This window comes from Bacillus australimaris (assembly GCF_001307105.1).
GTDB lineage: Bacteria > Bacillota > Bacilli > Bacillales > Bacillaceae > Bacillus > Bacillus australimaris.
This window is the reverse complement of sequence record NZ_LGYN01000012.1, coordinates 329165-355281: the sequence shown is the minus strand read 5'-3', so window position 1 is coordinate 355281 and position 26117 is coordinate 329165. Positions and strand designations below refer to the sequence as shown.

At 38.6% G+C, this 26117-nt stretch carries 26 protein-coding genes and 1 tRNA gene; 22 read left to right on the top strand and 5 right to left on the bottom strand.

Annotated features, from left to right (window positions below):
* The first annotated feature begins 209 nt into the window (after positions 1–209).
* The 7 genes from trxB (at position 210) to AKG37_RS08415 (ending at position 5905) form a co-directional block, all read left to right on the top strand.
* Positions 210–1160, top strand: coding sequence for a thioredoxin-disulfide reductase (trxB, locus tag AKG37_RS08445; protein ID WP_060698528.1), 951 nt, complete (start codon positions 210–212; stop codon positions 1158–1160).
* A 359-nt stretch (positions 1161–1519) separates the two neighbouring features.
* Positions 1520–1984, top strand: a complete 465-nt coding sequence (locus tag AKG37_RS08440) for an 8-oxo-dGTP diphosphatase (RefSeq protein ID WP_060698394.1) — start codon at positions 1520–1522, stop codon at positions 1982–1984.
* 39 nt (positions 1985–2023) lie between these two features.
* On the top strand, positions 2024–2911 hold the full coding sequence (gene rapZ / locus AKG37_RS08435; protein ID WP_060698527.1) for an RNase adapter RapZ: 888 nt from the start codon (positions 2024–2026) through the stop codon (positions 2909–2911).
* Entirely contained in the window at positions 2912–3871 is a 960-nt protein-coding gene (locus tag AKG37_RS08430) for a gluconeogenesis factor YvcK family protein (RefSeq protein ID WP_060698393.1), read from the top strand.
* A 17-nt stretch (positions 3872–3888) separates the two neighbouring features.
* Positions 3889–4839 (top strand): DNA-binding protein WhiA, encoded by a 951-nt coding sequence (gene whiA / locus AKG37_RS08425; protein ID WP_060698392.1) that lies wholly within the window; start codon positions 3889–3891, stop codon positions 4837–4839.
* A 26-nt stretch (positions 4840–4865) separates the two neighbouring features.
* Positions 4866–5123 carry an HPr family phosphocarrier protein gene (locus AKG37_RS08420; protein WP_024423549.1) on the top strand — a complete coding sequence of 86 codons (258 nt, stop codon included), beginning with the start codon at positions 4866–4868 and terminating at the stop codon, positions 5121–5123.
* A 38-nt stretch (positions 5124–5161) separates the two neighbouring features.
* Entirely contained in the window at positions 5162–5905 is a 744-nt protein-coding gene (locus AKG37_RS08415; RefSeq protein ID WP_060698391.1) for an arylamine N-acetyltransferase family protein, read from the top strand.
* A gap of 44 nt (positions 5906–5949) precedes the next feature.
* Here AKG37_RS08415 and AKG37_RS08410 read toward each other — a convergent pair whose 3' ends face one another.
* Positions 5950–6438: a ribonuclease gene (locus tag AKG37_RS08410; protein ID WP_060698390.1), complete on the bottom strand. Its 489-nt coding sequence runs from the start codon at positions 6436–6438 to the stop codon at positions 5950–5952.
* 184 nt (positions 6439–6622) lie between these two features.
* Positions 6623–7600, bottom strand: coding sequence for a 2-hydroxyacid dehydrogenase (locus AKG37_RS08405; RefSeq protein WP_060698389.1), 978 nt, complete (start codon positions 7598–7600; stop codon positions 6623–6625).
* Between the two features lie 564 nt (positions 7601–8164).
* On the opposite strand from AKG37_RS08405, the gene AKG37_RS08395 reads away from it, so the two are divergent.
* Positions 8165–8746 carry a beta-class carbonic anhydrase gene (locus AKG37_RS08395; protein ID WP_060698526.1) on the top strand — a complete coding sequence of 194 codons (582 nt, stop codon included), beginning with the start codon at positions 8165–8167 and terminating at the stop codon, positions 8744–8746.
* A 37-nt stretch (positions 8747–8783) separates the two neighbouring features.
* Positions 8784–10406 carry a SulP family inorganic anion transporter gene (locus AKG37_RS08390; protein ID WP_060698387.1) on the top strand — a complete coding sequence of 541 codons (1623 nt, stop codon included), beginning with the start codon at positions 8784–8786 and terminating at the stop codon, positions 10404–10406.
* A 27-nt stretch (positions 10407–10433) separates the two neighbouring features.
* Here AKG37_RS08390 and AKG37_RS08385 read toward each other — a convergent pair whose 3' ends face one another.
* On the bottom strand, positions 10434–10775 hold the full coding sequence (locus AKG37_RS08385) for a MazG nucleotide pyrophosphohydrolase domain-containing protein (RefSeq protein WP_060698386.1): 342 nt from the start codon (positions 10773–10775) through the stop codon (positions 10434–10436).
* A gap of 137 nt (positions 10776–10912) precedes the next feature.
* Between AKG37_RS08385 and AKG37_RS08380 the strand changes: the two genes are divergently transcribed.
* Entirely contained in the window at positions 10913–11491 is a 579-nt protein-coding gene (locus AKG37_RS08380) for an LOG family protein (RefSeq protein WP_060698385.1), read from the top strand.
* 62 nt (positions 11492–11553) lie between these two features.
* Here the strand turns inward: AKG37_RS08380 and clpP are convergent, their stop codons facing one another.
* Positions 11554–12150: an ATP-dependent Clp endopeptidase proteolytic subunit ClpP gene (clpP, locus tag AKG37_RS08375; protein WP_007500118.1), complete on the bottom strand. Its 597-nt coding sequence runs from the start codon at positions 12148–12150 to the stop codon at positions 11554–11556.
* A gap of 227 nt (positions 12151–12377) precedes the next feature.
* Here clpP and AKG37_RS08370 point away from each other — a divergent pair, with 227 nt between their 5' ends.
* The gene (locus tag AKG37_RS08370) at positions 12378–12686 is read left to right on the top strand and encodes a TM2 domain-containing protein (protein ID WP_060698384.1); all 309 of its coding nucleotides are present in this window, start codon (positions 12378–12380) and stop codon (positions 12684–12686) included.
* Positions 12687–12803: 117 nt separating this feature from the next.
* Positions 12804–12879: transfer RNA gene (locus tag AKG37_RS08365), tRNA-Arg, on the top strand.
* A gap of 122 nt (positions 12880–13001) precedes the next feature.
* Here AKG37_RS08365 and AKG37_RS08360 read toward each other — a convergent pair.
* Positions 13002–13406: a tyrosine-type recombinase/integrase gene (locus tag AKG37_RS08360; RefSeq protein WP_060698525.1), complete on the bottom strand. Its 405-nt coding sequence runs from the start codon at positions 13404–13406 to the stop codon at positions 13002–13004.
* Positions 13407–13513: 107 nt separating this feature from the next.
* Between AKG37_RS08360 and AKG37_RS08355 the strand changes: the two genes are divergently transcribed.
* The 10 genes from AKG37_RS08355 (at position 13514) to nikA (ending at position 26104) form a co-directional block, all read left to right on the top strand.
* The gene (locus AKG37_RS08355) at positions 13514–14482 is read left to right on the top strand and encodes a replication initiation factor domain-containing protein (RefSeq protein ID WP_078060990.1); all 969 of its coding nucleotides are present in this window, start codon (positions 13514–13516) and stop codon (positions 14480–14482) included.
* Positions 14483–14923: 441 nt separating this feature from the next.
* On the top strand, positions 14924–15646 hold the full coding sequence (locus AKG37_RS08350) for a hypothetical protein (protein WP_060698382.1): 723 nt from the start codon (positions 14924–14926) through the stop codon (positions 15644–15646).
* Positions 15647–15710: 64 nt separating this feature from the next.
* On the top strand, positions 15711–18251 hold the full coding sequence (locus AKG37_RS08345) for a MucBP domain-containing protein (RefSeq protein ID WP_060698381.1): 2541 nt from the start codon (positions 15711–15713) through the stop codon (positions 18249–18251).
* Between the two features lie 403 nt (positions 18252–18654).
* Positions 18655–19701, top strand: coding sequence for a ParA family protein (locus tag AKG37_RS08340; RefSeq protein WP_060698380.1), 1047 nt, complete (start codon positions 18655–18657; stop codon positions 19699–19701).
* Positions 19688–20113, top strand: coding sequence for a hypothetical protein (locus AKG37_RS08335; RefSeq protein WP_060698379.1), 426 nt, complete (start codon positions 19688–19690; stop codon positions 20111–20113). Before AKG37_RS08340 ends, AKG37_RS08335 begins: the two co-directional genes overlap by 14 nt.
* Positions 20110–20859 carry a hypothetical protein gene (locus AKG37_RS08330; protein WP_060698378.1) on the top strand — a complete coding sequence of 250 codons (750 nt, stop codon included), beginning with the start codon at positions 20110–20112 and terminating at the stop codon, positions 20857–20859. Before AKG37_RS08335 ends, AKG37_RS08330 begins: the two co-directional genes overlap by 4 nt.
* A 449-nt stretch (positions 20860–21308) precedes the next feature.
* Entirely contained in the window at positions 21309–21773 is a 465-nt protein-coding gene (locus AKG37_RS08325) for a DinB family protein (RefSeq protein WP_060698377.1), read from the top strand.
* A 297-nt stretch (positions 21774–22070) separates the two neighbouring features.
* Positions 22071–22961, top strand: coding sequence for an ABC transporter substrate-binding protein (locus AKG37_RS08320; RefSeq protein ID WP_060698524.1), 891 nt, complete (start codon positions 22071–22073; stop codon positions 22959–22961).
* Between the two features lie 165 nt (positions 22962–23126).
* A complete protein-coding gene (locus AKG37_RS08315; RefSeq protein WP_060698376.1) occupies positions 23127–24284 on the top strand; it encodes a macrolide family glycosyltransferase in 1158 nt (385 codons plus the stop codon).
* 191 nt (positions 24285–24475) lie between these two features.
* Entirely contained in the window at positions 24476–26104 is a 1629-nt protein-coding gene (gene nikA, locus AKG37_RS08310) for a nickel ABC transporter substrate-binding protein (protein ID WP_060698375.1), read from the top strand.
* Positions 26105–26117: the final 13 nt, after the last annotated feature.

The window sequence follows — 26117 nt, the reverse complement described above, 5'->3', positions numbered from 1 at the left end:
ACAGGCTTCCTTAAACAGCAGTTTAAGGAAGCTTTTTCTTTTTTTGAAGATATGAGCAAATGATTCGCTTATTATCCGCAGATTTAATAGGATATGGGTAAGGAATAAAAGCTAAGAGTGGAAATGATGCTCTCTGTCATGAATGGAAGCATCACCCAAGGGCATTCTAATAAGAAATGCGAGCAGCAATTGAAGAGGGAGTGACAGTTGTGTCAGAAGAAAAAATCTACGATACGATCATCATTGGAGCGGGTCCTGCCGGAATGACAGCCGCTGTTTATACATCACGGGGAAATCTTTCAACTTTAATGATTGAAAGAGGAATTCCAGGCGGACAAATGGCAAATACAGAAGATGTTGAGAACTATCCTGGCTTTGAAAGCATTTTAGGGCCGGAACTTTCAAATAAAATGTTTGAGCATGCGAAGAAATTCGGTGCAGAGTATGCATATGGCGATATCAAAGAAATCGTCGATGGTGAAGAGTACAAAATCGTCAAAGCTGGTTCAAAAGAATACAAAGGACGTTCTGTCATTATCGCGGCAGGGGCTGAATATAAAAAAATCGGTGCACCAGGTGAAAAAGAACTTGGCGGCCGCGGCGTATCATATTGTGCAGTATGTGATGGAGCTTTCTTTAAAAACAAAGAGCTTGTCGTCATTGGCGGTGGAGATTCTGCTGTAGAAGAGGGTGTGTATCTCACACGCTTCGCTTCTAAAGTAACGATTATCCATAGACGCGATAAGCTTCGTGCACAAAGCATTTTACAAGCGCGTGCTTTTGATAATGAAAAAATCGACTTCATGTGGAACAAAACTGTCAAACAGATCAACGAAGAAAACGGGAAAGTCGGCAGTGTGACATTGGTTGATACGGTGACTGGTGAAGAAGAAGAATTTAAAACAGACGGCGCCTTTATCTATATTGGAATGCTGCCACTGTCTAAACCATTTGAAAATCTCGGCATTACAAATAAAGAAGGCTACATCGAGACAAACGAAAGAATGGAAACAAGAGTGGAAGGTATTTTCGCTGCGGGTGACATTCGTGAAAAAACACTTCGTCAAATTGTAACAGCAACAGGTGACGGAAGTATTGCAGCACAAAGCGCACAGCATTATGTAGAAGAGCTTGCTGAAAAACTCAAAGCAACGAAATAAATGGCTGTCGTAAATCCTTAATATAGCGTCATGGGCTTTTAACTGGAATGTAACACGCGTGAAATAATTATCCGTTATGATAAAACTAGTAATTGACCCCCTTTTATAAGGAATACATGTTTGGCACGGATGTGAATCCGTGTCCTTTTTTTTTGCCTTAAAATTAGAAATTCACGAGATGTTCACAAATAACGCATGGAGAACCGCCAGATGCTGTAAAATAAAGAGTAGAGAAATGGTCTCCCACATCATTCAGACGAAATGCAGTCTGTTTTCGGTGAAGAACGGGCATGTTCATTGTGGGAGTCAGGTTGAACCTGTATAATAAGTTAAAGACATAAAAGAGTAGGTGACAGCTGATGCAACGAGTAACTAATTGTGTGCTGCATCACGAAGATCAAGTTCTCTTGCTGCAAAAGCCAAGGCGGGGCTGGTGGGTAGCACCGGGCGGCAAAATGGAAAGCGGAGAATCGGTGAAGGATTCAGTTGTTCGAGAGTATAGAGAAGAAACAGGTATTTATATTCTAAATCCGCAGCTAAAAGGTGTTTTTACCTTTATCATAAAAGAAGGCGATCAAATCGTTCAAGAGTGGATGATGTTCACCTTTATGGCAGATTCATTTACCGGAAAAAACGTGACAGAGTCAGAGGAAGGCATTTTGAAATGGCATGACGTAAAGGATGTGCCTAGTTTGCCTATGGCTCCAGGAGATACTCATATCCTTGATTTTATGCTTAAAGGAAAAGGACTTCTGCACGGCACTTTTACGTATACACCCGATTTTGAGCTGATTGCTTATCGGTTAGATCCTCAGGGGGACTAATACATGAACCGTTTTCATAAAGAAGGAGAGGGAGCAGGCATGAATACACACAAACAAGAAGATATTCAGCTTGTGATTATTACAGGAATGTCAGGTGCGGGGAAAACCGTTGCCATTCAAAGCTTTGAAGACTTAGGTTACTTTTGTGTAGATAACTTGCCGCCATCACTTTTACCGAAGTTCCTAGAGCTCATGAAGGAATCGAATTCCAAGATGAGCAAGGTCGCTCTTGTGATGGATTTGCGCGGACGCGAATTTTTTGACAGCTTAATTGCGGCTTTAGATGAAATGAGTGAGCTGGACTGGATTACGCCAAGGATTCTATTTTTAGATGCAAATGATAAGGTACTTGTCTCAAGATACAAAGAAACGAGACGTTCGCATCCCCTTGCAACTACAGGCTTGCCGCTTGAAGGAATTGAGATGGAGCGAGATCTGTTAGAGGAATTAAAAGGCCGGTCTCAAATGATTTTTGATACATCGGATTTAAAACCAAAACAGCTGCGGGAAAAAATTGTTACGCACTTTGCGACCAACCAAGGGCAGGTGTTCACAGTCAATGTGATGTCCTTTGGCTTTAAATATGGTCTGCCAATTGATGCTGATCTTGTCTTTGACGTGAGATTCCTGCCGAATCCTTACTATATTGAGAGTATGCGTCCGCAGACTGGTAACGATGAAGAAGTGCGCTCTTATGTGATGAAATGGAGTGAAACGCAAAAGTTTACGGAGAAATTAATTGACCTCCTCAGCTTTATGCTACCATCCTATAAACGAGAAGGAAAAAGCCAGCTTGTGATCGCTATCGGCTGTACAGGCGGACAGCATCGATCTGTGACGCTAGCCAACTATTTATCGGAGTATTTTAAAAACGATTACTACACTCATGTCACTCACCGGGACATTGAAAAGAGAAGCAGAAAATAGATGACGACACTTCCAAAGGTGGTCATTCTTGGCGGCGGCACTGGCTTGTCTGTTTTGCTCAGAGGGCTAAAAACAAAGCCAGTGGACATTACCGCTATTGTAACGGTTGCTGATGACGGAGGCAGCTCAGGCAGACTGCGGCATGATTTGAATATTCCCCCTCCAGGTGATATTCGAAATGTCCTTGCGGCTCTCTCTGATGTTGAACCGCTTGTAGAAGATTTATTTCAGCATCGTTTTAACAAAGGAAATGACTTAACAGGCCATTCTCTCGGCAACCTCATTCTTGCGGCCATGACAAATATAACCGGTGATTTTTTTCATGCCGTCACAGAAATGAGCAAGGTGTTAAATGTGAGAGGAAAAGTATTGCCAGCAGCGAATTCAAGTGTAGTTCTTCATGCGGAATTAGAAAATGGGCAGATGGTGACAGGAGAATCAAAAATCCCGACCTATGGTGAGCGAATTAAACGAGTATTCCTCACACCTGATGCGATTGAACCGCTCCCAGAATCCATTCAAGTGATTCGTGAGGCGGATTTGATTGTCATTGGGCCTGGCAGCCTGTATACGAGTATTTTGCCAAACTTGCTTGTCCCGCATATTGGAGAAGAAGTGATTCGTTCAAAGGCGAAAAAAGTGTATATTTGCAATGTCATGACGCAGCCAGGGGAAACGCTTTCCTACAGTGCGGCTGATCACGTACAGGCATTAAACGATCATATGGATCGTCCATTTATCGATACGATTTTTGTGAACAATAAAGAAATTCCAGAAGAGATCAAAGCAAAATATGCAGAAGAACAGGCACAGCCTGTACAGTTCGACACAGATGTACTCAAAGCAATGGGACTCGAAGTCATCCCAGGAGAAATCATTACATATGACCAGCATGTGATTCGTCACGACACGCTGAAAGTAGCCTCGCTGCTTGTCGACCTGCTGCATCAGAAAAAATAGGAATGGGGGTGGCAAGGATGTCATTTGCATCCGAAACAAAAAAAGAGCTGACTAATCTGGACGTGAAGGACTGCTGCACAAAAGCAGAGCTTTCTGCCCTCATCCGTATGAACGGTTCATTATCTTTCTCTAATCGAAAATTGATTTTAGATATACAGACAGAGAACGCAGCCATTGCAAGACGTATTTATACGCTGCTCAAAAAGAAATACGATGTGACAGTCGAACTGCTCGTTCGTAAGAAAATGAGATTAAAAAAGAATAATGTGTATATTGTCAGACTGGTAGAACGTGCGAAAACCATTTTAGAGGATTTGAAAATATTAGGTGAACAATTTGTATTCGAGCGCAATATATCAGAAGAGCTTGTGAAGAAAAGATGCTGCAAGCGCTCCTATATGAGAGGTGCTTTTTTAGCAGGCGGTTCTGTGAATAACCCAGAAACGTCCTCCTATCACCTTGAGATTTTTTCACTATATAAAGAACATAATGATGCCCTTTGTGAGCTGATGAATCAATTTCAGCTCAATAGTAAAACACTTGAGCGTAAAAAAGGGTACATTACGTATATGAAGGAAGCGGAAAAAATTACGGAATTCTTAAGTGTTGTGGGCGCTCATAACTCACTGCTGCGCTTTGAAGATGTTCGAATCGTCCGAGATATGAGGAACTCCGTGAACCGGCTCGTCAATTGTGAAACAGCAAACTTGAATAAAACCATTGGGGCATCACTGCGTCAGGTCGAGAACATTCAATTCATTGATGAAAAAATTGGACTTGATGCCCTGCCGGATAAGCTTCGTGAAATTGCCAAACTGCGAATTGACTATCAAGAGGTTACTCTGAAGGAACTTGGAGAAATGGTGGAAAGCGGCAAGATCAGCAAGTCTGGGATTAACCACCGCTTAAGAAAGCTAGACCAAATAGCAGAACAATTACGAAACGGACAAGCTGTTACACTTAAATAGGAGAATGAAAAAGGGAGGCAGATCATATGGTGGAAAAAACGGTTACCATTCAGCTGAAAACAGGCTTGCAGGCACGTCCAGCTGCTTTGTTCGTACAAGAAGCCAATCGTTTTGGTGCTGATATTTTTCTAGAGAAAGACGGGAAAAAAGTCAATGCGAAAAGCATTATGGGTCTCATGAGTCTTGCGATCAGCTCTGGGGTTACTGTCACACTGATTGCAGATGGTGCGGACGAACAAGAAGCCATTGAGGCGTTAACGGATTTTATCAATCAAGAAAACTGAGTCGCTTCACAGGCTCAGTTTTTTTAGGAGGGAATGTCATGATTCAATCAGCTTTTCTGCAGAAGATCGGATACGAAGGGCAGTCCATCACCTTCGATGACTTGCCTGCACTATTAAAAAAAATGGCCTATACCTTTCCATTTGAAAATAGATCTGTCCTAAACAAACAATCCTACGCCTTGAATCAAGAAGGGCTGAAGCGGCATCTGCTTGAAGAAAGCAGAGGTGGTCTTTGTTACGATCTTAATCCACTCTTATTCTATGTGTTAAAAGAAGCTGGATTCTCAGTACAGCTTGTTCAAGGCACAGTGTTTAACAACGAAGCCGGCACGTGGGCAATTGATGGCACGCACGTAGCGATCTTGCTTGAGCATCACAATGAACGTTTTCTCATTGATGCGGGGTTTGGTGTAAATTTGCCTCTTCAGCCTGTGCCTTTTACAGAAGAATGGGTGGAAGGAGCGTCTATTCGATTTCGCGTCAAAGCAGAGCAAACCGAAAAAGGGACACACTTGCTTCAATTAGACAGAGGAGAAGGCGCTGAAACAGGCTATGCTTTCACATTGAACGAGGTGAGCGAGGCTACATTGGTCCAAATGAGACACGAGATTTATGAAAATGAATCTTCCCCCTTTAACAAAAGAGCGCTTGCGTCAAAACTCACGCCAACCGGACGTGTAATTGTTACGGAGGATCATATCACTACACATGAACACGAAGAAGTATCGAAAAAGCCGCTGCCTGTGCCTTTTGAAGATTACGTGAAAAACCTTATACCGTAAGCAATAAAAGAAGACAGAGCCTTAAAGCTCTGTCTTTTTATTCATTATCGAATACGTGTGAATGTCGCATAATGATCTGTTGTTTTGTAAATGAGCCAGTCGCTTGAATAGACGAGGCGGTCAGCATTGCGGAAGCCTGAAACGTAGTTGATGTCTGCTTCACGCCATGTTCGGCCGCTCGCTGAAGGAAGACGTCCCTCCCGGTTTGAGAAAACATCTCCACCGATGCTTTTGCCTGGCGCAACCTCTGCTAGATTCCCCTTTGATGCCACCCATCCAAGGGCACTTGCTTGTGATTTTGTGATGTAGTTATCAGGCAGTCGTTTGTAGCGAATTAAATAATCTGCTACACCATCAAATGTATTAATAACGGCAAGGGTACGCACATCTGGCGTGAGCTGAATAGAAGCTGTTTCATGCGTGGCTGTTGGGTTAAGAGGTGTTTCTGCATAAGCTTGCTGCGGGATAAAGCCAGAAAACAGAATGGCAGCGATCAGAGCGAACAACGTAAAAATCGAACTCAATCTTTTCATCTTCATCCTCCTATTAAGGCAATCGGATGCTGTCCTCTTGATGCTTGTCTATCTCATATTATAGCACCCGAACATGAAGGAAATGTAAAGAATCAGGATCTTTGCTAAAATGAGCCTTTTCTCCTGATGATCTCCAAATAAAATAAATAAAAAGACGCAGTTCAGCTACCTGCGTCTTTTCTGGTTAAGATGAAACAAGTTCCTTCACAACATCAACAGATGCCTTGCCATCAATTCCATGAATCACATTATGAATAGCTCGTTTCAGCATCAGATCTCTTGTTGTTTCAGTAGCGGAGCCGATATGAGGGGCAAGGGTGACATTGTTCATCTTTTTAAAAGGGTGATCCTCTTGAAGAGGTTCCTTCTCATACACATCTAGGCCTGCTCCTTTGATCCATCCCTCCTGAAGCGCTTGAATGAGGCTTTTTTCATCCACTGTTTTCCCGCGGGAAATGTTTACAAATAAGGCCGTTTGCTTCATAAGCTTTAACTCTCTTTCTCCAATCATATGATATGTTTCCTTCGTTAGCGGGGTAATCAATACGATGATATCGGCTTGTTTTAGCAGGTCATCAAGTGCACAATATACAGCGCCATACGCCGATTCAGCCTTTTCATTCCGGCTTCGGTTATGATAAAGAACGTTCATATCAAACCCAAGTGCCGCCCGTTTTGCTACTTGCTCGCCGATACGTCCCATGCCAATTATGCCAAGTGTTTGATGATGAACATCGATGCCAAAGATCTCTTCCTCCTGTACGAATTTTGTCCATTTTCCTTCGCGGATAAAGCGATCAAGCTCGGCGATTCTTCGTGCAGAGGAGAGAATGAGTGAAAAGGCAAGATCAGCAACGGTATGATCGAGCGTATAAGGTGTGTGTGTACCGATCACGCCTCTTTGCCTCATCACATCTATATCAAAGTTGTCGTAGCCAACAGAGTTATTGCTCACCACCTTCAGTTTTGGTGCGTGATCTAATAGCTCCTGATCGATTTTTGTTCCAGACGTTAAAAGGCCGTCAGCGTGCTGCAGCTTCTCAAACAAAATGTCTCTTGGAATAGGGTCCTTGGATTGCCACACCTCGTATGTACAATGTTCCTTTAGCATTTCTTCAAAAGAGGCAGGTAAGGGTTTGGCGACAAAAATGTGTGGTGTCACAGTCAATTCGCTCCTTTCACATGGTCATCTTGCTCCTTTTATTATAAAGCAACCATTTTGACAGAACACGTTTGAATGTTATCAACTCAATATTTAATATACTAAAATAACGGTGAGAGAGACATTTCCTTAGTGAAAAAAGTAAAATCATAAGCCATCTGATGTATTTTTCATATGTAGAAAAATGCGTGATTAGTAGAAATGACACAGATAAATGCTAGATGTTCTGAGAGGTTATCTGACAAACTGGAAAATAGATCGAGTTTTTTTGATAGAAAATTTATTATATTTGGAGTGTATTAAATGGGATGTCTGTTTTTTACTAAACCATTTCTTCGTCTTTTCACGAGCTGAGAACAATAGATTGTCATAGAAAACTGTATCCCCCTTACGCAGAAGCGGAATAGAGGACAAAATAGAAAAAATACTTACATTTTCTCTCATCGTTTTCTCATTTTTTTCTTTTTTTTCTTTCATTTTTCTTCTCTATGCTTGAGAACACACGAAAGAAAAGGGGGACAGGCACGAGCAGACGTTACTTAAAAAAAGATGGGAGATGGCAAGATGGGATCAAAATTAGAACAGATTCTTCAGCACAATTTAGAATTTGTGAATGAGAGACACTATGAGCCTTACAAAGCAGGGAAATTTCCTGAGAAGAAACTGGTCATCTTAACGTGCATGGATACACGTCTTTTGGAATTATTGCCGCAATCCATGGGGCTTAAAAATGGTGATGCAAAGATCATTAAAAATGCGGGCGCCATTGTGACACACCCGTTCGGCAGTGTGATGCGGAGTATCCTGCTAGCCATCTATGAGCTAAAGGCAGAGGAAGTATGCATAGTAGGGCACCATGAATGCGGAATGGCAGGTCTTGCGGCAGATCCTTTACTTGAAAAGGCGAAAGCGCGCGGAATCGAGGAAAAATGCTTGAGCATTGTGAAAAATTCAGGAGTCGATCTAAAGGGCTGGCTGACAGGGTTTGATTCTGTTGAAGAAAGCGTGGCCCAAAGTGTAAAGCTAGTCAAAGAGCATCCACTAATGCCAAATGATGTAGCTGTTCATGGGCTAGTGATTCATCCAGCAACAGGAAAGCTGGATGTCGTTGTGAAAGACAAACAAATTGACGCGCAGTATACCTAAATCATCTACACATACTTGAAGGAGGCCAACACATACCATGCGTTTTTATGGAAGATTTGAAGGATATAATTCATCAAAGTTTAGACGCGATTTAATCGCTGGGCTTGTCGTGGGCGTTGTGGCAATTCCTTTAGGCATGGCATTTGCCATTGCATCTGGTGTCGGACCAGAATATGGATTATACACAGTCATCGTTGCCGGCATTTTGATTTCATTGTTTGGTGGTTCAAAGTATCAGATTGGCGGACCGACCGGGGCGTTTGTTCCAATATTATTCGGTATCGTCAGCCAGTACGGTATTGAAAACTTGCTCATTGCCGGTTTTATGGCAGGTTGTATGCTTGTATTATTCGGAATATTCAAACTAGGAAAGCTCATGAAATTTATTCCTCGTCCGGTTATCATCGGCTTTACTGCGGGCATTGCTGTCATTATTTTTTCAGGACAGATTGCCAACTTCCTCGGATTAAAGGGTGTTGAAAAGCATGAAAGCTTTTTCCTCAATATGAGAGAAATCGTGGTCCATCTTGGTACCACAAACAGTCTTGCCATCATCACAGCCGTCATCGGGCTCATTGTGATTTTGGCAGCACAAAAATACATTCCCAAAATACCAGGTGCTCTATTAGGTTTGTTGGCTTCAACGTTTCTAGCCGTTCTCTTTTTCCAAGGACAAGTTGAAACGATTGGCTCTGCATATGGTGAAATCCCTCGTCAGCTGCCAAGTTTCGCTTTTCCTGAATTGACGATTGAAAAAATGATATATCTCCTGCCTCCAGCGATTGTGATTGCACTTTTAGGCGGCGTAGAATCCATTTTGTCCGCAATGGTCGCTGATAATATGAAAGGCTCTAGGCATGACAGTAACAAGGAGCTTGTCGGACAAGGGATCGCCAATATGGCGGCACCACTTTTTGGAGGAATTCCGGCGACGGGAGCTATCGCCCGTACGGCAACGAACATTAAAAATGGCGGGGCAAGCCCGATTTCAGGTGTCGTGCATGGCGTTGTCGTCTTGCTGATCTTAATGCTGTTTGCACCATATGCGTCGATGATTCCACTTGCTGCGATGGCACCGATTTTAATGTTTGTTGCTTGGAATATGAGTGAGAGAAAAGAGTTTATCAATATTATGAAAGTGAAAAATGCCGATTCACTTGTACTTGTTGTGACCTTCCTGCTAACGGTCATCGGTGATTTAATTATTGGTGTCACTGCTGGTCTCATTTTAGCATTTATTGCTTTTATCAAAAAAATGAGCCAGACGACTAATATTCATACAAATGTCGCTGTTCCCCAAATGGAAACGGCAGCTGCTTTAGAAAAACAGACAGACGAAAAAGGGATCAGTATGTATTCCATTGAAGGACCACTGTTTTTCGGGACAACAGATTCATTGGAAAATTCGATTTTGGACCATGTTCAAACAAAACCAAAAACGCTCATCCTGCTCATGAATAAAGTCAATTATATGGACACCTCGGCAGAAGCGGTTTTGATGAATATCTCCAATCGGTTAAAGCATCATAATGGAAAGCTGATGATCGTCGGGCTTCAATCACAGCCCAAAGAGCTTTTGCATCGAACGGGACTTTTCCATCATATCGGAAAGCAGCATTTCTTTGAACGAACGGATGATATCTCACCACAGCAGCTATAAGACGGTAAAAAACACGTGACAGCTTCGTCACGTGTTTTTTACTGGCTCTATTTCTCCAGAAAAACGCTTTGTGAGTTTCTGTTGATGAGTGGAAAAGACTTCTTCTATTGTGACATCATAGAGATCCGCTAAAATGAGGAGATTCGCTAAAACATCTCCCATTTCTTCAATGAGTTCTTTCTTTAACTCGGGTAATTCCTGTCTCTGCTCATCAGGCCGATCCCGTCCGATCTCTAATGCTCTCACGGCACGAGCAAGTTCTCCCGTTTCTTCCATTAAGAAGCCTAACCGGATAAACGGCCCGTACTTTGTCCAATTTCTCATTTGATAAAAATCCTTGATCCACTTCTCCATCTCTGTTGTGTTCATTCTCTCTATACAGCTCCTTATATAGTATTCACCTTCTGATTTTACACTATATATAGATGAAATGGCTGTTTCTTTACAATTCATTATAGTAGAATGAGTGAGTGAAGAAAATCATAGAGAGAGATGGAGCTGTTTTGATGAAAACGATTTGTGTGTTTGCTGGTTCAAATCCAGGTGTAAATGAGGTCTACAAACAAAAGGCTGTGGAACTGGGTGCTTACATGGCGAAACAGGGCATCCGGCTTGTATACGGCGGCTCACGTATTGGTTTAATGGGGGCCATTGCCGATGAGGTGATGAGACATGGCGGACAAGTAGTTGGGGTCATGCCGAAGGGGCTTTTTAGAGGAGAAGTTGTGCATCAAGGGCTGACAGAGCTCATCGAGGTAACAGGAATGCATGAACGAAAAGCGAAAATGAGCGAGCTATCCGACGGGTTTATTGCGATGCCAGGCGGTTTTGGTACATATGAAGAATTATTTGAGGTGCTATGCTGGGCTCAAATCGGCATTCATCAAAAGCCAATTGGCTTGTATCAAGTGAATGACTATTTTAACCCGCTTATTGACATGGTGAAGTTTAGTGTACAGGAAGGTTTTTCGAATGAATCCCACCTTCAATTGTTACATGCTTCAAGCGAACCAGCAGAATTAATCACACAGATGGCTTCTTATCAAACACCGTCTCTTCAGCAGAAATGGACGGAGCTGTCTTAAAGCATATTTCAATCACAAAAAAACCGTCTGTTCAAAGAGCAGACGGTTTATTTTTGTGATGATTATTTTTGTTCTTCTGTATTACGGGTCAAGACTTTGTCAATGAGACCGTATTGAAGTGCTTCTTCCGCTGTTTTGAAGTTGTCACGATCAGTATCGCGCTCAATCACTTCAATTGGCTGACCAGTACGTTCAGCAAGTACTTGGTTCAGTTTATCGCGTAAAGAAAGGATTCGTTTTGCCGCAATTTCAATTTCTGTTGCTTGACCTTGGGCACCACCTAGTGGTTGGTGAATCATTACTTCACTGTTTGGAAGAGCATAACGCTTACCTTTTTCACCAGCAGCAAGCAGGAACGCACCCATAGATGCAGCCATACCAATACAAATAGTTGATACCTTTGGTTTAATAAATTGCATCGTATCGTAAATGGCCATACCAGCTGTGATCGAACCGCCAGGGCTGTTAATGTAGATAGAAATATCTTTTTCTGGATCTTCAGCTTCTAAGAAAAGCAGCTGTGACACGATGGAGTTGGCAACATTGTCATCGATCGCAGAACCAAGCATGATAATACGGTCTTTTAAAAGACGAGAATAAATGTCGTAAGCTCTTTCCCCACGATTTGTTTGCTCAATGACTGTAGGTATTAAATTCATAATGTTCCTCCTTCACCTTTTAGGTAAGTATGTAATTCAATGATACATTTTTGGTCAATAAAGGTCAAACAAAACGCAATCAAAAAATTCGACAGCCACATGTTATTTTTCCCAAAATTATTTTTCTTAAACCATGGAAAAGTTTTAAAAAAATATGGTAAAACTTTCTGTTATGAGGTAATATTACCTATGTTGTAATTATATATAGTCGGAAAGAAGGAAAAAGAGTGGATAATCTACTTCTAGAAAAAAGTGGTTTGACTGATCAACAGCGAATTGTTGTGTCAACTGAACTTCAAGCCAAAAAAAAGTCGAAATTAGTTGTTTTTCTTTTATGGTGGTTCCTTGGAGCTTTTGCAATTCATCGTTTTTATTTAGATGAAAAGAAAGGCTATGCAGTGGTCATGCTTCTTTTAGGATGGTTGACCTTGTTCATTTGGCCGTTTATTGATGGGATCATTTGTCTTGTGAAAACAGTGGATGAAATAAATGAAAACATAGAACGAAACATTATTGCATCTGTTAAAAATGCATAATAGAAATGTCTGCATCTTTATGGTGCAGGCTTCTTTTTTGAAGTCATCATAATTTCATTGCTTTCTTGCAGCATTTCCCTTATAATTTGATATGCTGACGTTCAAAAAACATATCGTGCGCTCGTAGCTCAGTTGGATAGAGCGGTGGTTTCCGGTACCACGTCTGCCGGGGGTTCGAATCCCTCCGAGCGCGTCTAGAGTATCCGATAGGATTCGATTTGAAAATTTGTAAAAAGCTGAAAACCCTTTTAGATAAAGGGTTTTCTTTGTTTTTTATGTAATTGAAATTACGTGAGTAAACGTTAGAAAACGATATTATTTCATTTTATTTTGCACAAATTTTTCACTTGTGGCTCTTTCAAGTGATAACATTTTTTGAAACAAATCTAAAGTGTTTTTAGTATCTTCTTCTCTAAGCTCCTTTACCACATGAGCATAATATCTAAGGGTTGTGTCAATGCTAGCATGTCCTAGCCTTTCTGAAACATAATAAATAGATATTTTCTTGTAAAGAAGTATGCTGGCGTGTGTGTGTCTTAGACCATGAATTGTTACAGGTTCAATTTTTAAGTCGTTCAAAGTTTTCTTAAGTATCTTATTAACAAATTCATTTGTTAAAACTTGTTTAGGGTTTGTAGGACTAACAAAAATTAGTTCATAATGATTGGGTATTAATGTTTTAAATAAACCTTTAAAAAGTTGCATTGTTTCAATATCCATTTTAATGACTCTGTTAGAGGGGTCATTTTTTGTCGACATAAAACCTTTTCCTGTCTAACAGGGGGGTAGTACGGAAAAATGAAAAAGAAGAAGAAAATTTAATATCAATGGTTGACTATGTAAGAGTTAGTTTTAAAACACATGACATTGACCATATCATTCAAAACGTCCTGCATATTAACAGAGATTATATGACAGAGAAGCCGAAAGGCTTTTACGGATATATTGGAACGTGGGAGATGGATATGATCAAAGTCATGTATAGTTCTCCAGATGATGAAAGGGGTATTCTGATTGAGTTTTCTGGTAAAGGTTGTAGACAGTTCGAATCTTTCTTGGAATGTAGGAAAAAGACTTGGTTTGATTTCTTTCAAGATTGTTTGAATGAGAAAGGCAATTTTACAAGATTAGATATAGCGATTGATGACAAACGAACTTATTTCACAATACCATCTCTTTTAGAAAAAGCACAAAAGGGATTATGTGTCTCAAGGTTTCGTAAATCTGACTACAATGGGTCGCTAGATATTGGCGATGGGCGACTTGGGGGAACAACGTTATATTTCGGATCAAAAAAATCAGATGCATATCTTTGTTTTTATGAAAAGAATTTCGAGCAAGCTGAAAAGTATAACATTCCCTATGAAGAGATGGAAGACTGGAACAGGTATGAAATAAGACTAAAAAATGAACGTGCTCATTCTGCTGTTGGTGAACTAATTAAAGATAGGAATTTGACCAGTATCGGTATGGCTATCATTAATAATTATGTTCGCTTTGTTGAAGAAGATGGGCCAGAGGAAAAAAGGAAAAGGGAAACAAGCCCTTTTTGGTTAGAATTTATCGGTGATGTAAAGAAGTTAAGGTTGTATACAAAGCCGCAAACAGATTTCTATGAAAAGTCTCGTAATTGGTTGAAAAATAGTTGTGCGCCAACAATGAAAATGATTTTAGAAGCTGATAGAGCTTTAGGAAAAAATGATCTATCGGACATGATTACAGATGCGGAATTACAAGATAAGCATGAAAAAATGTTGGAAGCCTACTTAACGCCAATTCATGAAATGGTGGTTTGATTACGAGTATCTGCTCCTTAATGCGAAGTTAGAAAAGAAGCATATAGACATGTTAGAAACGTTCTTAGCTGAAATGCAAATGAGGTGATAGGATTGAGGCAAGAAATTAGAGCTATTCCTTTTATGAAAGAACTATTTGAAATGTATCTAAGATCAATCGAATCAAAGTCCAGTGGTGCGAATAAGGTTTGTGTCAACGGTAAATCGGACTGAACGAAGTGATGGAGAATTTAAGGAGTTGAAACAATCAGCGCCCCCAAACCCTTTTAATGTCTCAAAAGGTCATCACACCTTTTGAGCTGCCTACCGGCGAGGGAGTCCCCCAAAGATTTGGGGGAATAGGGGGATTGATTGTTTTTCTTTTTGTTCTTTTATGTAAAATAATGCTAATTCGTGATATAATTGACTAAATGAATAGCGGAAAATTGGGGGATTAGACAAATGAAAGCAAAGAAAAATACAATGGTCAAAGCTGTTGTTGGTCTAGGGTTGGCGGGCGTGTTAGTAGGCGGTATTATTTGGGGGTTTAATGCTAACGCAAAGCAAGAAACACAGGAAAAACAGCAAGCAAAAACAGTTTCTGTCACCAATGTTAAAAAGACTGAAACTAAGGGGCAGAAAGAAGACGAAGTGAAGAAGAAGGAAAGCCCTAAAAAGGACAAGGTAGAGAAAAGTAAAAAAGCAGATTCAAAGAAAACTAAAAAAATAGATTCAAAGAAAAGTGAAACAGTAGCAACCAAAAAAGAAGAAAAGAGCCAGTCGATAAATAAGGTAGAGCAGAAGAATAACAATACTTCAACGTCTAAAGCTCCAGTAGTGGCTTCTAAGAAATCATACAGCTCTTCTAATGGTTCAACTAGCTCTAATAAATCATACAGCCATACGAAGCCATCTAATGGGTCTACCAGTTCTAACAGATCGGTGACAAGCTCTAAAAAACCAAAACAATCAACCAGTTCTAAAAAGTCATATAGTCATGTGAACACTCCTAAAAAAACAGCGCCTAAACGTTCAAATGGTGGTACGTCTACAAATGGTATTAAAACAGGCGAAGGAAATATCAAAAATCATGGTGGAGACCAATCTCCAGGTAAAACGTATAAGGAATATAAGTATGATGGAAATGATCTTGATGGTGTACCATGGGACAAGTTGAATAAGTGAAAGTGATTGAAAGGCATTCTAAAAAGGATGCCTTTTTTATTTTGAAAAAGTGAGAGGTGTCGAAATGAAAAATAAAGTGTCGCTAGGGAAACGAAAACTTTTAGCGGTAATTGTAATCATGCTTTTTAGCGTGATCATAGGATATTCACCTTCTGTTCATGCAAAAGGTGAAGGAATAGAAACATTTGGTGTTAACCATGACGGATATTTAGAAATGAATGGCGAAGTGCTCTATATGCAAGTTGACGGTGAACGTGTCAAAGCAACGCTTAACGGATTGATTGAAAAAGGAGATATAAATCAAGAACTATTAATGGAAAGCGACCTTGAAGACAAACAAGGGTTGATCGATTCCATTTTTTCTTTTCTAAAGCCATCCAAAGCGAAGGCAGCGACTCCCAAAATTGAATATAAAGGAGCAGTCACTTATCGTGGTTCAGTTGTCGGAGATTTTAGGGTAGATGGGAAACAGGCCTTTTGTTTTCAGCATTCTAAAGCGTCACCGCCGACAGGTTCAAAGTTTAAAGAAGCGACACCTTATGATAATGCGAGAGTGCAAAGGGCTTTGTATTATGGATGGGGTGGTCAAGAAAATATCTTTAAAAATAAAAAACAAGGTATTGTCATTACATCATTGATCTTAGACCGTTTATATTCTGGTGGAGATTCGGGGAAAAGTCTTCCTAAGTATGACAAGCTATGGGATTTAGTTATAAATGGCGAAGATATAGACAACTCTATTAAATTTTCTAAAAATGATCTATCGGTCCATGTGAAAGATAATAAACAAATTTCACAAACAACAACTTTGAAAACATCTAAGAAAAACAGTGTGAAAATTAAAGTGCCTAAGGGTGTCACAATTGTAAATGAAGCAACAAGGAAGAAAGTAACAAATGGTACTATGCGTGTGTATGGGTATCAAAAAGTACATTTAGAAGCTGGGCTGAATGTAGGGATAAATTATAATACTGGAAAGCTGGAAAGTGATATGGCTCTTTATCTACCTTTGATCACCAAACCTTCAACAGGTAGTTATCAAGTATTAGGGTTTGGCGAAGTGTTTGCAGACCCAAACAATACTACTTCATTTAAGACGAAATTTGAGAAGCGTCAAAAGAACATCAATGTACAACATATAGACAAGTATTCGGGGGATCTTCTTGAAAAAGAGAGTTACACAAGAAACATAGGTTCAACATATTCATTTGCGCCAAAAGCGTCTATCACAAAAGGAAAAGAAACATTTATTCCTGTGAACACAAATAAGAAAACAGGTACATTAAGCAACAAAGATGTGACGATCAAGTTTTACTATAATTTGGAGCGATCTGTGACGGTTAATTATTATGATAACCGTACAGGTGAAAAAATTAAGGAAAGTAAGAATTACAAAAAGGTGCGTGGTGAAAAGTATTCAGAAAAGCACCCTTCTATCAAAAATGGAGAATACACATATCGTTATGTAAGGACTGATGGAGACAAAGAAAGCGGAACAGTGGGGTCAAAAAACATCACGATTAATTATTATTATGACAAGCCACTTGGAAAATTGGGCTTTGAAAAACTGCAAATATATACAGCGCAATGGGAAAAGGGTCTTCCTGTCAAAGTGTTTTTGTCAAAAGAATTGAATTACAAGTCTAGCTTGAAAGAAATGTCCGGCAAAAAAATCACAGTAGGTCTATATCGTGGCTCAACAAAAGTCACATCAAAAATGTATACAGCAAAAGAGTTACCTAAGAAGATTGATATGAAAATCCCTGCGAAGTATTTGAAGGTAAATGACAAGGCTCTTTACACAGTGAAGTTTACAGACTTCAGCAAAAACGATTTTAAAATTGATTTTGCGAAAAATTTACTTGCAACGGATGGATACGCAGCGAGTGAAAAAACGATTAAGGCAGATGCGGGAAAAGACAAAAATCTGTCTTACAAGGGTGTTGTCATGACAGAAAAAACGCCTTTGATGGGAAAGGTGTTTTATGAGCAGTTAAGTATACCGATTAGTCAAATTCCAAAAAAGAAAACAGGTTATGGCTTTGAAAGGAAAGTGAATCTTCATTATGAAAATGAAATCGGCGGAAAGGTTGCGCCTGCATTTGATTTTGAAGTCCCTACTAATATAGTCGATAGTTATTTGACATACAAGAAAAGCGGAAACCGTTCTTTAGTTGAAATGGAAGAAACGAAGCATAGCAGTGAAATGAAGGGCGAAACATCGGTGTATGATATTACGTATGAGCTTCCGCATATAAACGTGGAGCGTCATACAGGACACCTATTCAATGATGAACAGGTCGAGAAGAAAGATAAAAGAATCACGTATGATCTTGTGGATGGTGGTCGTAAGTTTTATAGCCCTATTTGGTCTTATATGGGGAATTATGGAATGAAACTTAAATCACATCCTATGGGTGTGAATCTCGTTATGGTAGATGTGCAACAGCAACTAGAGCTATATGCTCATATGTATGCTCATATGGATTCAGAAACGAAAGAATATGATGAGGTTCTTTTGAAGCCAGTGTATGCAGATGATCCATTCCCGAATGGCTTACCAGAGGGATGGACAAAAGATGACATGGAATGGATAAAAAACTAATAGCAGAGAGAGGACATAGATGGGGGAATATTCAATAAGTCAATATATTTATAGCTCATTTGGAAAAATGTTATATGGATATATCATTATAAGTTCTTAATTGAAGTGATTATAGTTTGAATTCGTATAGAATAGAAGACTTTCATTCATATTGAATGAAAGTCTTCAAGTAATTAAATTTTAAATACGACATTTTTGAAGAGATATACGTTTTCTCTATTATTTTATCAGCATGTCTACATGTGCTCGATGATATTATAAAGTTAAGATTAAAAGTTTTTGAATATAGTTTTTTAGTTTAAAAATTTTTAATAAACTCATTACATTAATTTTACAAAAAAGTACACATATTGTATGATCTATAGTAAAAGATATCTAAAATAAGTACAATGGAGTGAGGAAAATGGATGCTAATAAAGCTAAAGTTATTTCATTTATAAATTTAAAGGGTGGGGTGGGGAAGACTTCAACAGCGATTAATATTGCTGATGCTTTATCTCGTGATAACCTAAAAGTTTTAGTAATAGATATGGACCCGCAATTTAACGCTACACAAGCGTTACTTAATCATCAATTTATGTATCACAAGAACGAAATAGAGGAAGCGTTATTATTAAGTGTGTATGAAGAGGCAAAAGAGAAATACGAAGAGGTTGTATCACCTTCAGGCGAGGTGCAAGTCGAAGAGAGTGAACAACATGATGGTTCTAATAAAGATAATTATAAGAAAGAAATATTGTCTCAGTTAATATATAATAGATTAAAAGCAAAAGGAATGACAGTAAAGTCGTTATTTATGAAGAAGGATGTAGTTCTTAAACCAGAAAACCTTTCTTTGGTTTATAATTTAAAAGACAACTTAGATTTAATACCGGGAGATTTAGATTTATTTGAATCTTTATACGGTGATACGAGTGGAAAACATAATGTTTTAGATGATCATTTCAATAAATATGAATTAAGAAAGAATTATGATTATATAATTATTGATTGTCCACCCAATTGGACAATTTTAACTCAGGCTAGTTTATTTGCTTCAGATCATTATATAATTCCAAGTAAGATTGATTTATTCTCTAGTATAGGTATTGCTTTACTAAGTAACTTAGTTAATGATACTTTTTATAATGAAGATTCAAGGATCATTAGTGTGTATAACATACTTAGAAATAATATAAGTCGTCCATCAATTAAAGCCCTAGGAATTTTATTTACTTTAACGCATGATATGACTATTGAAAGTAAGCTAAAAAGAACACTTCAGAGGGACATCAATCTGCCTTTCTTTGATACAGAAATACCATATCAGTCTTCAGTTCCTCTGAAATTCTCTTTATATGATGAAAGTGGAGCAAAACATGATGCACTGAAAAACTCTATTACAAGGGTTGTCTTAGAAATCAGAAGGTTGGTGGAAGATGATTCGGAGGGAGAACATGAAAAAGATTGAAAGTAAAAAAGATTTTATAATTGAGTTTAGTGTAATAAATAAAAACAAGTTTACTTTACAACAAACTAAAAGTTTATTTTTGGGGCTTCTTTATGAATTAATTACTGAAAGAAATATTCTTAAAAATAAGAAAGATTTAGAAGGCTTTATAAAAGAAGTATTCAAAAAAAACTATAAAGATTATGTGTTCAGAGGTAGACCTTATCTTGCCTCTAGGCTACTTAATGATATCTCAAAAGAATACGATCCTTCAATAGTATCTACATATATAAAATTAATTATGGTTTACCTGGACGAAAAAGACATCAATGATGAAAATGATGATCCTAGAGTGCAAAGATCATCAAAAACTATAGAAGATAATGTTATAGGTTGGTTCAACACAGTAAGTAAAGGAAGTAAAGAAAAGTGAAAACTTTAAATGACTATTTCAATGATGAGTTAGAAAAAATTAATAGTTTAGAAGGAGTTAATCATCAATTTTTATCAATAAATTCAACTGCAATTAATGGCATTTTCGGATATATATTTTCACTTAGTTATCTTAAGAACAAAGCAGAGACGAAAAATTACTTTGATTCCGAATTTGATATGACTTTTTCGTTATTACTTGAATCATTTTATGCACTTATAACTGGGCAATGTAGGGGTGCTTTATTATTACTGAGAGCTGCCCAAGAGGCAAATTTTAAATTCGTATTGGAAAAAGAGAGAGGCGTTATGCTAAATGATAATCCTACTCTTGAATTTCAAAAATTAGATTTTCGATTTAAAGAAACTAAAAGAAAATTTATTAATGATTTGAAAAAATGCCTAGATGAAGATGATTTTAGCGAGTATTATGATTCAGTTGAGAAGAATTTATTTTTTTATCAGAAATTAAGTGCAGTGTCCCATTCGGTATCAAGCGGTACTCCTATAACGAATGTTGAATATTTCTCTAGCCTGCATAATAATACTATTATAGATAGAGCTGAATATTTTAAACTGTTTGATAATGTTGTTGATAAAATATTTCTTTTGAATTATTTTTTAATACGCGAAAGCTTAATCAATTGGGATTCTTATATCCTCGAAGATCTTCTGAGAATTATGTACGGTAAGAGAAGAACTAAAACTTTGATTGAAATTGTAAAAAAAGATAAAATTTCTTCATGATAGCATTAAAGTAAAGTTAATAGTGATTTAAAGTGTTAATAGAAATATTCTTTGCAAAAATTTTGCACGAGGTCATTTTAAAACGTTGTTACAACAGTAATTAAAGACACAAATTATACGTTCTCCGAGCGCGTCTATAGTATCCGATAGGATTCGATTTATCATTTGTGAAAGAACCTGAAAACCCTTTGAAATGAAGGGTTTTTTGTTTTTTTATGAGTGGTATTGTGTGAGTAAATTGAGAGGAACTTCACTATTTATCAGCGTTTAAGTGAAGTAGTTCATTTTGTATCGAAAAGCACAGATTAAAATTGTTAAAAAGATAAATTTTCTTTATGATATTGATTAAGTAAATTTAATCTATAATTGGAGTATAAAATCATTGCATCAACAATATTCTCAAAGCTTGTTCAACTAAAATGGCAGAATTCTTTAATAAGGAGGCACTAATGAATTGTGAAAGTGTTTTACATCAAATTGAAGTAGCTGTTAAAACATTATTAAAAATAGTAAGTCAATTAGAAGAAGGTGATTTACAAAAAAAACCAACACCTCATAAGCAGTCTATCGGAGAGTTGCTGGAACACATTGCGATCATTTGTGAAGCTGACTGGCGTATTGCTAATGAGGCTACCCAAGAAGAGATGGAAAAATTTTATGCTAATGTATCATATAAAACTTTAGAGTCGATAGAAAATGGCTTAATGACTAATTTTCATTCATTAAAAAATAATTATATGAAATTATCGGACACAGAACTACTGTCTCGTACCACTTCATATTGGGGTGTGACATATACAAGGTATGAATGGTTGTTAGAGATATTAGCACATGTTTATCATCATAGGGGACAATTACATGCTATGCTTGTTCACTGTTACAATAAAGACCCCAAAATTTTAATGTTTGAATAATGTTCTTCAACCAAAGGGTGTTTTACTTTAATAAGATCCTGTAATTAAAAACTTTAAATGTATACAAAAAATATTCACAAGATATATTCTCATAGCATCCATCGTGTCGGGGTTTTATACATTCTCTGCGCGTGTACTTGACTTAGTTCACAATAGAAAAAGGTCCTCGAACCCTCTCCAACAGGAGAGGTTTTTTTGTGTGTGGCATTCACTTCTAAAAATATACATCTAAGCCACACTGTTTATGCTATAATTAATAATCATTCTCAATTAAAGGTGGTTTTGTAAGTGAAAAAAATGATTTGGCTAGTCAGTCTGCTGGCACTGCTGTTAGTAGCATGCGGGCAGAAAGAGAATAAAGAGCAAGCAGCAAGTACACGTACATATACAACAGAAACGGGTGAAAAGATCACCATTCCTGCCAAGCCGAAGCGAATTGTTGTGTTAACAGCGCAGCTTGGGAATTTTAAAAAGTTAGGTGTGACACCTGTTGGCATGACAGATGTCTATCCTAAATCATCCTTTTTAGACGAAACAGGTGTGAAGCGGGTGCCGATGGAAAATGTGGAAGCAATCGCTAAGCTGAAGCCTGATCTCATCATTGCATATTCACAAAATGATCAAGTTGAAAAATATAAAAAAATCGCAAAAACGATCACTTTCACAACAAGTGAACACAGCTTCAAAGAGATGCATATTGAAATCGGAAAGATTCTTGGAAAAGAAGCATTAGCGAAAAAACAAATAAAAGAAATGGACGAGCAGCTGAAAAAAGACGGCAAAGAGGTCAAAGCAAAAATTGGTGATGACAAGACGTTCTCCATTATGGACGTCCAGCCAAAGCAAGTATACTTATTTGGTACAGATTTTGGACGCGGCGGGGAAGTTATCTATCAAGGCTATGGATTCAGCTTGCCTGAAAAGGCAGAAAAAGCTCTTCCGAAAGAAGGTTATCTCGGTATTTCATTAGAAGAGATGAACCAGTATACAGGTGACTATTTACTTGTACCGACAAAGGATGGAAAAGCACCGAATCTTGACATCACAAACAGCGGGGTATGGAAGAAGAATCAAGCAGTGAAACAAGGACATGTCCTGTACTATTCAATTAATGAATTTATCTATGCGGATCCAATCTCAATTGAAAAACAGTCTGCTGCGTTTAAAGAAATGCTGCTTAAAAAATAATAGAAAAAAGACAAAGCGCGTAACAAGAGGCTTTGTCTTTTTTCTGTTAGCCTCTTAAAATACTGGCCATAAGACTCATTTCATCTCTTTTCAGGCGTATTTGTTGAGCCGGCTGTCTGTATATGATTAACATGGAAGAGAATTGACAATGAGGAGGGATTTCTTGTGGCAAAGATTTTATTGATTGCGTTTCCAGCTGAAGGACATGTGAACCCCATGTTAGGGATCATCAAAGCTTGGGCGGATCGAGGAGATGAAATTCATGCGGTTACAACTGTACATTATGAGGAACGAATTAAACGCTTAGGCGCTCATGTACATATAACTCCAGACTATATTCGGACATTACATGTGGATGAAGGTCATATAGATACGATGCAGCCATTCTTTCATGCTATGCTGCAAACATCATTTGATATTTTAGAAGTAGTGGAAACACTTTCTCAGCAGCATTCATTTGATTTTGTTTACTTTGATATGTTTGGGGCAGGGGAGCTTGTTCGAGATTACTTACACATTCCGAGCATCGGTTCCAACCCATCTTTTGTGCTGCAAGAGGCGCATTTTGACACGCCTTTATACAAAAAGGATGAGAAAGCCGATCATCTATTAGAAAAAATACAAGAGCGTTTTGGCGTTCAGCCAACGCGTTTGATGCAATTCATGAAAAATCGTGGAGAACTGAATATCGTGTATACAAGTGAATATTTTCAGCCGTCTGTCGATGCAGTGAACGAATCGTTTGTCTTTATTGGACCGAGCTTTCTAAAAAGAGCCGATCAGCACCATTTTCCGCTGGAAGCACTCGAGCAAGAAAAGGTCGTCTTTATTTCCATGGGTACAGTTCTTGGGGATACGGAAGCATTTTTCAATCTGTGTATTGATGCCTTTGCAGACTTTGGCGGAAAAGTCATCCTCGCAACAGGTGAAAAAGTGGATCAATCTCTCTTAAAAGAGGCGCCTTCTCATTTTCTGATCGAGCCTTATGTGCCGCAGCTTGAAGTGCTCGAACGGACAGATGTGTTTGTGACGCACGGCGGGATGAACAGCGTCAATGAAGGCATTCATTACAACGTTCCGATGGTTGTGATTCCGATCGACAAAGATCAGCCGATGGTGGCACAAAGGCTAACTGAATTATCTGCTGCTCGTGCACTGGATAAAGAACACCTAACGGCAACACAGCTAAGAGAAACCGTTGAGTCGGTTCTAGGCAGTGATACGTACCGGTCGGGGATTGAGAAAATTGAAGAAAGCTTCCAAACAGCAGGCGGGACAGAAAAAGCATTACGTGTAATCGATCAATTCATAAAAGCAAAATAAGTTCAATCATCCTCACGCTGAAAAGCCAGACTTGATCCTGATCCATCATCGAAACAGACTCTACTAGGAGTCTGTTTTTTTATGAAAAAAGACATTGTGTTTCCCAAATCTGTATGCTAATATTCAATTCGTAATCATTTCGATTAATAATCGTAATGATTACGATATTGTTAATTTAGGGGGAAGTACATATGAATCATCAGCCTGTTTACATAAAAAAACATCCTTATGTTACATACACGTTGATGCTGTTTTCGGTCATGGCTTGTTTTTTATTGGCCTCATGCTCTGAAAATAAAGCATCTTCCAGCCTGAAGGATAGAGAAGAAGATGAGCTTGTGTATGCAAGTACAAAAGATATTAGGGACATCAATCCCCATTTATATGGCGGAGAGATGGCTGCTCAAAATATGGTGTTTGAATCGCTTGTTGTCAATACAGAGAAAGGGATTCAGCCTGCCTTAGCAGAAAGCTGGGATATATCAAAGGACGGAAGGACCTACACCTTCCATCTCCGAAAAGGTGTGACTTTTTCAGATGGCGAGCCTTTTCATGCAAAGGCTGTGAAAATGAACATCGATGCCGTCGTCAAAAATATTGAAAAGAATGCTTGGCTGAATCTCGTATCTGAAATCAAATCCACAAAGGCGGTGGACGACCATACATTTGTTCTTACTTTAAAAGAACCTTATTATCCGACATTAGAAGAGTTGGGATTAACACGCCCATTCCGTTTTATTTCTCCAAAAAGCTTCATTGATGGAACAACTGCAAATGGAGTCAACAACTATGCAGGGACAGGACCGTATGTGCTAAAGGAACATAAGAAAAATCAATATGCTGTTTTTGAAATGAATGAACATTATTGGGGGAAAAAGCCGAAGATTTCAACAGTGAAGTGGAAAGTCATGCCGGACCACCAAACGATTTTACTTGCACTTCAAAAAGGAGAGATTGATCTATTATTTGGAGCAGATGGTGACATGATTGACGGAGACTCGTTCCAGGCTTTAAAGGAAGCGGGTCAATATGGTGTAACCGTGAGTCCCCCTGTTGGATCAAGATCGATTGTCATCAATTCAAATCAACCAATGACAAAAGACACGAAAGTAAGAGAAGCGTTTCAATATGCCATTCAAAAAGAGATGATCACCGAAGGCATTTTAAATGGGACAGAACAGGTGGCGCACACACTGCTTGCCCCTTCAGTCCCTTACGCAGATATCCCATTGAAAAAGAAAACCTATCAAAAAAAGAAAGCAGAGGCATTATTGGATGAAGCAGGCTGGAAGCTGAAAGAAGACGGTTACCGCTATCAAAATGGCAAACAACTAAGCGTGACCATTTACTATAACTCTGATAACGCAGGCGAAAGAACGATCAGTGAATCGATTCAACAAGATTTCAAGCAGGTAGGGGTCAAGCTGGATATTAGAGGAGAAGAAAAACAGGCATTTTTAGACCGTCAAAAAACAGGGAAATTCGATCTGATGTACTCGCTGTCTTGGGGACTTCCTTATGATCCGCAAACCTACGTCTCTTCATTCCGTGTGGCATCCCATGCTGATTACCAAGCCCAATTAGGGTTAAAAAAGAAAAAGTGGCTGGATGAGACGATATCGAAAGTATTGGTAGAGCCAGATGAGCAAAAACGGAAACAAATGTATCAAGAAATATTGACGTATATCCACGATGAAAATGTCTACATCCCAATCTCTTATTCTGTGACAAAGGCCGTTTATAATAAACGCCTGAAAGGTGTAGGTTTTCACGTGTCACAGTATGAAATTCCATTTGACCGTATGTATTTTTCATCATAAAGCGGAGGTAGAG